General features: G+C 57.3%; 7 protein-coding genes and 2 pseudogenes. 5 read left to right on the top strand and 4 right to left on the bottom strand.

The window, feature by feature from the left end; translation table 11 throughout:
- Positions 1-348 precede the first annotated feature (348 nt).
- Together M3436_17565 and pyrF are read right to left on the bottom strand one after the other, a co-directional pair.
- Positions 349-510, bottom strand: coding sequence for a hypothetical protein (locus tag M3436_17565; protein MDQ3565828.1), 162 nt, complete (start codon positions 508-510; stop codon positions 349-351).
- 169 nt (positions 511-679) lie between these two features.
- A complete protein-coding gene (gene pyrF / locus M3436_17560; protein ID MDQ3565827.1) occupies positions 680-1,402 on the bottom strand; it encodes an orotidine-5'-phosphate decarboxylase in 723 nt (240 codons plus the stop codon).
- A 494-nt stretch (positions 1,403-1,896) separates the two neighbouring features.
- On the opposite strand from pyrF, the gene M3436_17555 reads away from it, so the two are divergent.
- The 5 genes and pseudogenes from M3436_17555 to M3436_17535 all read left to right on the top strand — a co-directional run bounded on the left by M3436_17555 (position 1,897) and on the right by M3436_17535 (position 6,046).
- Positions 1,897-2,124, top strand: a complete 228-nt coding sequence (locus M3436_17555) for a hypothetical protein (protein ID MDQ3565826.1) — start codon at positions 1,897-1,899, stop codon at positions 2,122-2,124.
- 101 nt (positions 2,125-2,225) lie between these two features.
- On the top strand, positions 2,226-2,558 hold the full coding sequence (locus tag M3436_17550) for a hypothetical protein (GenBank protein MDQ3565825.1): 333 nt from the start codon (positions 2,226-2,228) through the stop codon (positions 2,556-2,558).
- The gene (locus M3436_17545) at positions 2,486-4,870 is read left to right on the top strand and encodes an N-6 DNA methylase (GenBank protein ID MDQ3565824.1); all 2,385 of its coding nucleotides are present in this window, start codon (positions 2,486-2,488) and stop codon (positions 4,868-4,870) included. The genes M3436_17550 and M3436_17545 overlap by 73 nt, the downstream gene beginning before the upstream one ends.
- Before the next feature lie 771 nt (positions 4,871-5,641).
- The gene (locus M3436_17540; protein MDQ3565823.1) at positions 5,642-5,857 is read left to right on the top strand and encodes a type II toxin-antitoxin system HicB family antitoxin; all 216 of its coding nucleotides are present in this window, start codon (positions 5,642-5,644) and stop codon (positions 5,855-5,857) included.
- Positions 5,854-6,046 (top strand): annotated as a pseudogene (locus M3436_17535) (addiction module toxin, HicA family). The gene M3436_17540 and the pseudogene M3436_17535 overlap by 4 nt, the downstream one beginning before the upstream one ends.
- Before the next feature lie 64 nt (positions 6,047-6,110).
- Here the strand turns inward: M3436_17535 and M3436_17530 are convergent.
- Positions 6,111-7,318, bottom strand: a pseudogene (locus M3436_17530) (AMP-binding protein).
- A gap of 174 nt (positions 7,319-7,492) precedes the next feature.
- Positions 7,493-7,793 (bottom strand): mechanosensitive ion channel (locus M3436_17525; protein MDQ3565822.1); only part of this gene is annotated, 301 nt, incomplete at its 5' end.

Genomic DNA, 7,793 nt, shown 5'->3' with positions numbered 1-7,793 from the left:
GGTCCTCGCAGAACAAGGCCTGACCGATGAGGCCATCCAGGCCTATGAACAAGGTATCACCCTCGCCGAGACCCGCGGCGATATTCAAGCCGCGAAGGAAATGCGCGTGTTTTTGAAACGCTTGCGCAAGGAGGGCTCACGCGCAAGCGGCCGTTAAGCCGAAGGCCTCGGATGTAGGGTGGCTTAGGCGCGCCGTTTGCGCCGTAACCCACCGACTCGACGCGCGTAGCGCGTCACCCTCGATGAGGGCACGCCCCTGACGCTCTCACCAAAGGGCCCACCAAAGGGGCCAAGCTCACTTTGTTTTGCCGCGAGGCTTGGCCTCGCATCGCGGCTCAGTCATTCGCTCTATCGGCGTGTAATTAATCGATCTGGCCCCTTTCTCTCACTTTCTCTCAGCATGTCCCCATAAGCCCCGGCGGACTCCATCACCGCCGTGAGCGACCCACAGGCTAAGCCCGTCAGCCGCTCAACCAGCATCGGTGTCTCCGCCAGGTGCGCCCACTTCACCGAGACCCCTCCCGCTCAATGTCCATCAATACCCCATACTGCTCGACCGGCCACATCCACCGCAAATAGCAGCGCTTTGCCCTCGACGCCCCACGCCCGTCGGCCGGAAACGCCAGCGCCAGGCGTTTGTAAAATGTAACGCTACACAATAAGAGCCGAATAATTGGTGCTACACCCGCGCGAACAAGGCCCCTATCCGTGACTGAATCTTCTCCGCCGCAGCCCGCGGGTCCGGTGCGTCGCGGATATGCCGGCCGACGACGATATAGTCCGCGCCGTTTCGAAAGGCATCTTCTACATCCACGGTTCGCTTTTGGTCATCGGTATTTGCCACTGGCCGAATTCCGGGCGTCACGATGAGGAACTGTTCTCCGAGGGTTTCTCGGAGCGCCGAGGCTTCGAGACCCGAGGAAATTACACCGTCGCAACCCACGGCGAGCGCGCGCCTGGCGCGCGAGAGCACGAGCGTTTTAACGTCGCATAGGAACCCGAGGTCATCGAGATCTTTCTGATCGAGGCTTGTCAACACGGTGACGGCCAGGATCTTCAGCCCCGATTTTTCTTCGCACGCCGCTTTCAAGATGTCGTCATTTCCGTGGACCGTCGCGAAGGTCGCTTGGGATTTGGTGAGCTGCCGCACGGCGGACCTCACGGTTTCCGGTACGTCGAAGAACTTCAGGTCTACCATGACCTTTTTATTCTGATCAACGAGTGAGCGCACCATCTCCACGTAACCGCCGGCCATGAAGAGTTCAAGGCCAAGCTTGTAGAAATGCACGCTCTCCCCGAGCGCGTCAACCAATGCCTGCGCTTGCTCGTTGCTCGGTACGTCGAGCGCGAAGATAAGCCGGTCCTCTGTTTCAATAGGCTTTTTGGACAGAAAGTCACCCATAACTTCCCCGCGTTTTTTTGCTTGTTGATCGCATTATAGTCCACGAGCCGCGGCTTAATCCCTTGCGCACGACTTGGCGCCAGCCAAAAGGCGCATCGGATGCGGCCGAACGGAACCTCCAAGACCGGCCAGATCCTGAAGGAGGAACACGGTGGGTAATGAAGACCATCAGAGAATACGTCTCAGCGCCGGCCGGAGCCGTGATCTGCTTGGTTGACTGCCAGCCTCAGGGAGCCTAGGGCACCCCGTGTTTTTTTGCTTGTTGATCGCATTATAGTCCCCACGCGCTGCCGCAGAATCCCTGGCGTACGCTTGGCGGTAGCCTTCGGCGCGAGCCTTCGCCCTAAGCATTCAACGGTTTGGGCCGCTAGCAATGCGCTATCCTTTTGAGGCGTTTAACCTGCCATGACCGCTCAAGCCCGCTCACGGGATCTCGACACCGATAACCCAGTACTGATTACCCATCCGATGTACGACGATCCGGAGGTGAACTAGTGCTGGTCCGGCTAAGCCCGCCCGAGATCGGTCGCGCCATGCGGTGGTCCGGTGCCGCCGGGATCGTCGCCGGGTTTTTGTGCGCGGTGCTCTGTCGGCTCGCCGAAGCCGGTCCCTTAGCCGAGCTTGTATTGACGCTCTGTACCAGCTATGCCGTTGCGATTTTGCTAATGCGCCGCGCGAAGCGCCGCGCGGCGTGGCGCAAAGGGAATTCGCTAGAAGCATGAGGCCGGGTATTCTTCGCCGCGCTCCCGAGGTGGCGACCCACAACACCCGTGATTTGTTAGCGCATAACAGGCCGGCGGGATGTCATGCGCGGGAGTGGGCAATGAAGAACAAATATTGCGACATTGGCGTCCTCAGGAATGAGGCCGATGTCGAGCAAAACTTTGCGCGGCGCCTGCTTGAAGATCTGGGCTATTCCGATTCCGAGATTTTGCCGAAGCGAAGCTTGGAATCGATGACGGTCGGGGGGATGCGCGGTCACCCGCAGCGCAAGTACAAGCCCGATTTCGGATTGCGTGCCAACCGGAAGATTCAATGGATCATTGAAGCCAAGGCACCGGGTGAGGACCTGGACACACACGAATGGCAACCGCGCGCCTATTGCGTCCTCTTGACGGAACTAAAAGCGGAAAGACCGTCAAGTATCACTTGCTGACAAATGGGGCGGAAACCCGCCTCTATGATCCCGACCTGAACGACGCACTGTTGGAATTGCGATTCACGGATTTCGTCGCGGGGAACAAGAAATTCGAACAGTTGTCGTCGCTACTATCGCGAGACAAGATTCTAGAGTCCGACGGCGCCCACGTTGGGCCGACGTTGCGCCTGGAAAAACTGCAGTTGTCGGAAGTCAATGCCGCATTCAGTTGGTGTCACCGGCACATCTACCGAAAGGACGATATCAGTCAGTCGAAAGCATTCAGCGAATTCGTAAAACTCATCTCTTTGAAACTGATGTCGGATCGTCGCATAAGAGACAAGCATCCGGAAATTCTGGTCAATGAAGCCATAGAAATTCCGGTCGGTGAGGTCGATTTTTGCCTGCACTGGATTGAGCTTCATGAGCGAAGCACAACGAACCCGATTAACGATCTTCTTTTTAAGGGCTTCATGGAAGACATGAAGCGGGAGATCGCGCGAGAGCGCCGCAAGCCAATTTTTGAGGACAACGATTCAATTGGGCTGAAGCCGAAAACAATTCGTGGCGTGGTCAAGCGACTTGAAAAGATATTTCTGTTCGGCATCGATGCCGACCTGAACGGGCGGCTGTTCGAAACGTTCTTGAACGCAACCATGCGCGGCAAGGACCTAGGGCAATTCTTCACCCCGCGCAGCGTTGTTGAACTCGGCGTGCAACTTTCGAAGTTGCGAGTTCATGTCGCGAATGGAAACGGTAAGTTTCATACCGACACCGTGATCGACGCCTGTTGTGGGAGCGGGGGATTCCTAATAGATGCCCTCGCTGATATGTGGATCACCGCCGACAGAAAGAACATTTCACCGAGCGAGAGAGGCGCCCTAAAGAGCGAAATTGCGAACAATCATATCATCGGCATCGACGTTGCCAATGGACCAAAGCTCGCGCGAATCGCGCGGCTAAATATGTATTTGCACGGCGACGGGGGGACACGCATTTTCCACCTGAACGCGCTGGATAAGCAGTTGGCCGATGCACAGACTGACACCGCAGAGGTTGCGAAAGAGAAGATGGAATTGCGGCAATTGATTAGCGCGGGCGGCTTTGATGTCGCGTTGACCAACCCGCCGTTTGCGAAAGCCTATGATCGCACCACCGACGAAGAGACGCGCCTTCTAGATAGCTACGATGTTGGCAAGGAAGGCGGAGCGCCCCGCGCCTCAGTCCGCTCGTCTCTATTGTTCGCGGAACGCTATCGCGACCTTCTCAGGGTCGGCGGTAGGCTTGTCACGATTATTGATGACGGCATTCTTAGCGGAGAGGATCACAATTGGTTCCGCGACAAGTTGCGCGATTGGTTCCTGATACGCGCCGTCATTTCTCTACCGGGAGATGCCTTTCAGCGGTCCAATGCTCGCGTGAAAACCTCATATCTAATTGCGGAGAAGCGCGACCCCATGGTCACTCAAGCGCAACCGCCTGTGTTTATGTATCCATGCCGGTATGTCGGAATTGACGATCCGAAAAGACAGCGTGCTCGCGCTGGGGACGCTGAGGCTCGCAGATTGGCAAAGCAAGAAATTAAGGTGGTGCTTGCGGAATACGAAAAATTCCTGAGCGGCGATGTGCGGGACTACAGCGTAGCCGCTGACCGGATACTCGACCGGCTCGATGTCAAGAACTGCCTTATGAAGCCCGGCCGCAGTATCGCGATTTGGAGCGAGAAGGGCTTTCGCACATTGCCAATGTCCGATGCGCTTGAAGAGCGCGCTTACGAGGACGACGACGTGATCAGCAAGGACCACCCCGAAGAGGTGCGCGTGTTAGTCGTTCGATATGAGGGGGTGGCGGAATTTGGCGAGGAAATCCTACCGGCAGAAGGATCGTATGCGAGGCTATATCCAGTTCGCGCGAGCGACATTGTGATTTCAAATATTGCAGCGAGTCACGGGAGCATCGCAGTGGTTCCGCAGGAGCTTGATGGATGCGTGGTTTCCAGTGAGTACACCGTTCTTAAGCCGAAGCCCGGCTTCGATCCAATTATCCTGCAACTGATTTTGCGCTCGCCTGAGATCCGCGCCGACATCCTCTTGTCGGCCTCTGGCGCGAATAGAACACGGGCGCGATGGGATTTTATGCAGAACATTATTATCCCGTATCCCGGCCCTGAGATCATTGCGCGGATAAAGAAGCTCGCGCAGGAAGCCGAAGATGCAAAACGACGCGCCGTAGCGGCGTTGGAGGGCGCTCGCGAACAGACCGAAACGTCTCTTTTACTTCGGTCGGATGAGGCAACTACCATCCTTGCGGCGTTCCGCCCGCCCAAATGAGAGGCGCGCTCGTGTCTTTTCAGAAAGACGAATCATCCCCGCGCGCACGGGTGCACCCTCGCAGCATGCCGCCCCGGCTGCTGGCCGGCGCCGTGATCTGCTTTTACTGCCGGGCTTAGGCGCCCGGTGGCGGGCCCCGTCTTTTACGCGGGACCAAAGATTTACAGGAGGCTGGCACATCGTCTTCTTCGATGGCGCACCGCAGGATCGGCAGCAGATCCCGGTGCCAGCTTAAAGCAGCCTTAGGGCTGGCCTTCTTGTGTAATCCTTGAGCTTTTTCTGTCGGCAACCATTGCTCGCCTTCCCGGACCTGGTAGCACAAAATGCGCGAGCAGGAGGTTAATCTGGTTGCCGGTGGCGTAGGCGGGGTGCTTCACACCTAACCTACATGCCTCGGCCATCTGCCTAGCGCGGAGCCATTCTAACTCTGCAAAGTGCCGCTCGGATTCGGCGCGCACGCGGACTGGGTCTGGTCTTGACCTACCAGTTTCTTATATGTCGAGACTTGACCCCTTTGTTTTTGACCCCCTTTGTTTTCGGCCAGGTTTACGGTGAAGAAATAGGTTCCTCCCGCCGCATCGGCACGCCGGTAACACATCGGTTCATCCACCACCCCTATGATGTTGGCTTCATTTCATTCAGCCCAACCTTGTATCTACCCGTGCTACGCTGCGCTCCGTTAGGTGCCGGTTACGCTTTGCGTTAGACAGTGGGAACCACGAGAGGTATATTGACTCATAAGCCAATTCAATTACTCCCGGTAGGTAACACATGCGAAACGAATTTACGGCAATTTTTGAGCGCGACGGCGAGTGGTTTATTGCCTACTGTCCCGAGATTCCCGGCGCAAATGGTCAGGGCCGCACAAAGGAAGAAGCCCGAGAAAGCTTGGCTGGCGCAATTGCTCTCATTCTTGAGGATCGACGTGAGGATCACCTACGTGGTGTGCCTACGGAAGCGGAACGTGAAACAATCGTATTATCGTGAAGCGCAGCACATTGCTCTTGCATTTGCGACAACACGGCTGTTATCTCAAGCGCGAAGGTAGTCCTCACTCACTTTGGACCAATTCCGCCACTGGTGGCTATTGAAGCCGTTCCACGCCATATTGAAATCTCCACCCATTTGGCGCGAAAGATTTGTCGGAATCTTTCAGTACCTGAAGTTGGAGGTTAAGAAGCCACTGTCTAACTTTCCACTCCAGGGGACGCTCCTATCGTCGCGCCCCCGAATTCAGGCGCTATGCCACGGTGCCTGCGTCGGCGGCCCCGTATTTTTCGCGCATCAGCTTTTTATCGAGCTTTCCGACGCTGGTCTTGTCCAGAGCCTCAACAAAGATGATCTGTTCCGGCACCGCATATTTCGAAATGGTGCCGCGCTTGACGTAGCCCATGACGTGATCCCGTAGCGCGGCCGACGCAAGCGCACCGCTCTGGCCGGCCGTGGGCACGATCAGGGCCAAAGGCCGTTCACCCCACTTTTCGTCCTTGAGGCGATCCGTTATCTGGAGATAGCCGTCCGGATCAATGTTCGCGATGTCCCCCGTGTGCAGATAACCCCCAGCCCACAGTGACTCTGAGGCCTGCGGATCCCTAAGGTATCCCCGTGTGAGCCAGGGCGCGCGCACCACCACTTCACCAGTGGTCTTGCCGTCATGCGGCATGTCACGCATCTGCCCGTCCAGTACACCTGCTTTACCCCCATCAGCGTAGCGATATACGGGTTACCCCAGGCGTGTACGTGAAACATCGGCGTGATGGGCATGTACACATCGTCGCGATGGAAGCGACCCTGATGAGCCGGCATTGCCAAGCCCGCGAGCAGGGCGAGCGTGTGCAGCACCAGTTGCCGGTGGCTGAAATAGACGCCTTTGGGCAAGCCGGTGGTGCCGGTGTGTAAAAGGTCGTCGCCCGCGTGTTCTCGTCGAAATCCGGGAACGCGTACTCCGGTGCATGGGCCGCTAACAGCTCCTCATATTCCGCGTCAAAGCTACGGCGGTCCTCACGAGCTGCCACCTCGTCGGTGATCAGCACGAGCTTGCGGACACTCGTCAGTTGAGACTTAATCGTGCCCAGCAACGGCAAGAAGTCCGTGTTGACCAGCAGGACCATGGGCAGCGTGGTTCAGGGTGTAGAGCACCTGTTCCGGCGAAAGCCGGATGTTCACCGTCTGCAGCACGGCGCCCATCATGGGCACGGCAAAAAAGCATTCCAGATAGCGGTGGCTGTCCCAATCCATCACGGCGACGGTGTCGCCCGGCTTGACCCCCAGCCGGGCCAGACCGGATGCAAGGCGGCCGATGCGCTCATGCAGTTGGCGATAGCTCAGGCGCTTGAGATCGCGATAAACGATCTCCTGCTCAGGCGCATGACGCCACGGTGTGTGCAGTAGCTGCTTGATCAGCAGCGGATAGGCGTAGGCCGAAGTGGTGGAGTCAATCAGGCTCATATCGTTCCTCGTTCTCAAGCCCGCCGAGTTTAAATCTATTCCCCGCGGTCTTGCCGCGGGGACCTTAGCGATGGGGTTTCCAAAGGGGAGAGGCGCAGCTCTCCCCTTTGGTCGCCCCACGGGGTTGCATACCCCGTGGTGGGCGAAATCTATACTGACTATTGAGTTGACTGACTACGGGTCCTCCTGCCTGTTTATTGGATTGACGCCGCTTCCCGCTCGCTGCGCCTCCCGCGGTTTTTCCGATCCCTGACTCTGAATAGGCACGAACGAGCGTACATTCACGGTGCGCTCCGGTAAAGGCGTTTCGATGTGGTGAGCGCGCAATTTATCGTGGATGGCGAGGCGTAGCTCGTGGTCAACCAATGCACGTTGCGCCAGCTCTTTGACAAATACCCTTACTTCGATATTGATAGCACCCTCCGCAAAGCCGGCGATCACTACGGCCGGGTCCGGGTCCGGCATGATCAAGGGG

This window comes from Pseudomonadota bacterium (genome assembly GCA_030859565.1).
Taxonomy (GTDB): domain Bacteria; phylum Pseudomonadota; class Gammaproteobacteria; order JACCXJ01; family JACCXJ01; genus USCg-Taylor.
This window is presented reverse-complemented; position numbering and strand designations above follow the sequence as displayed.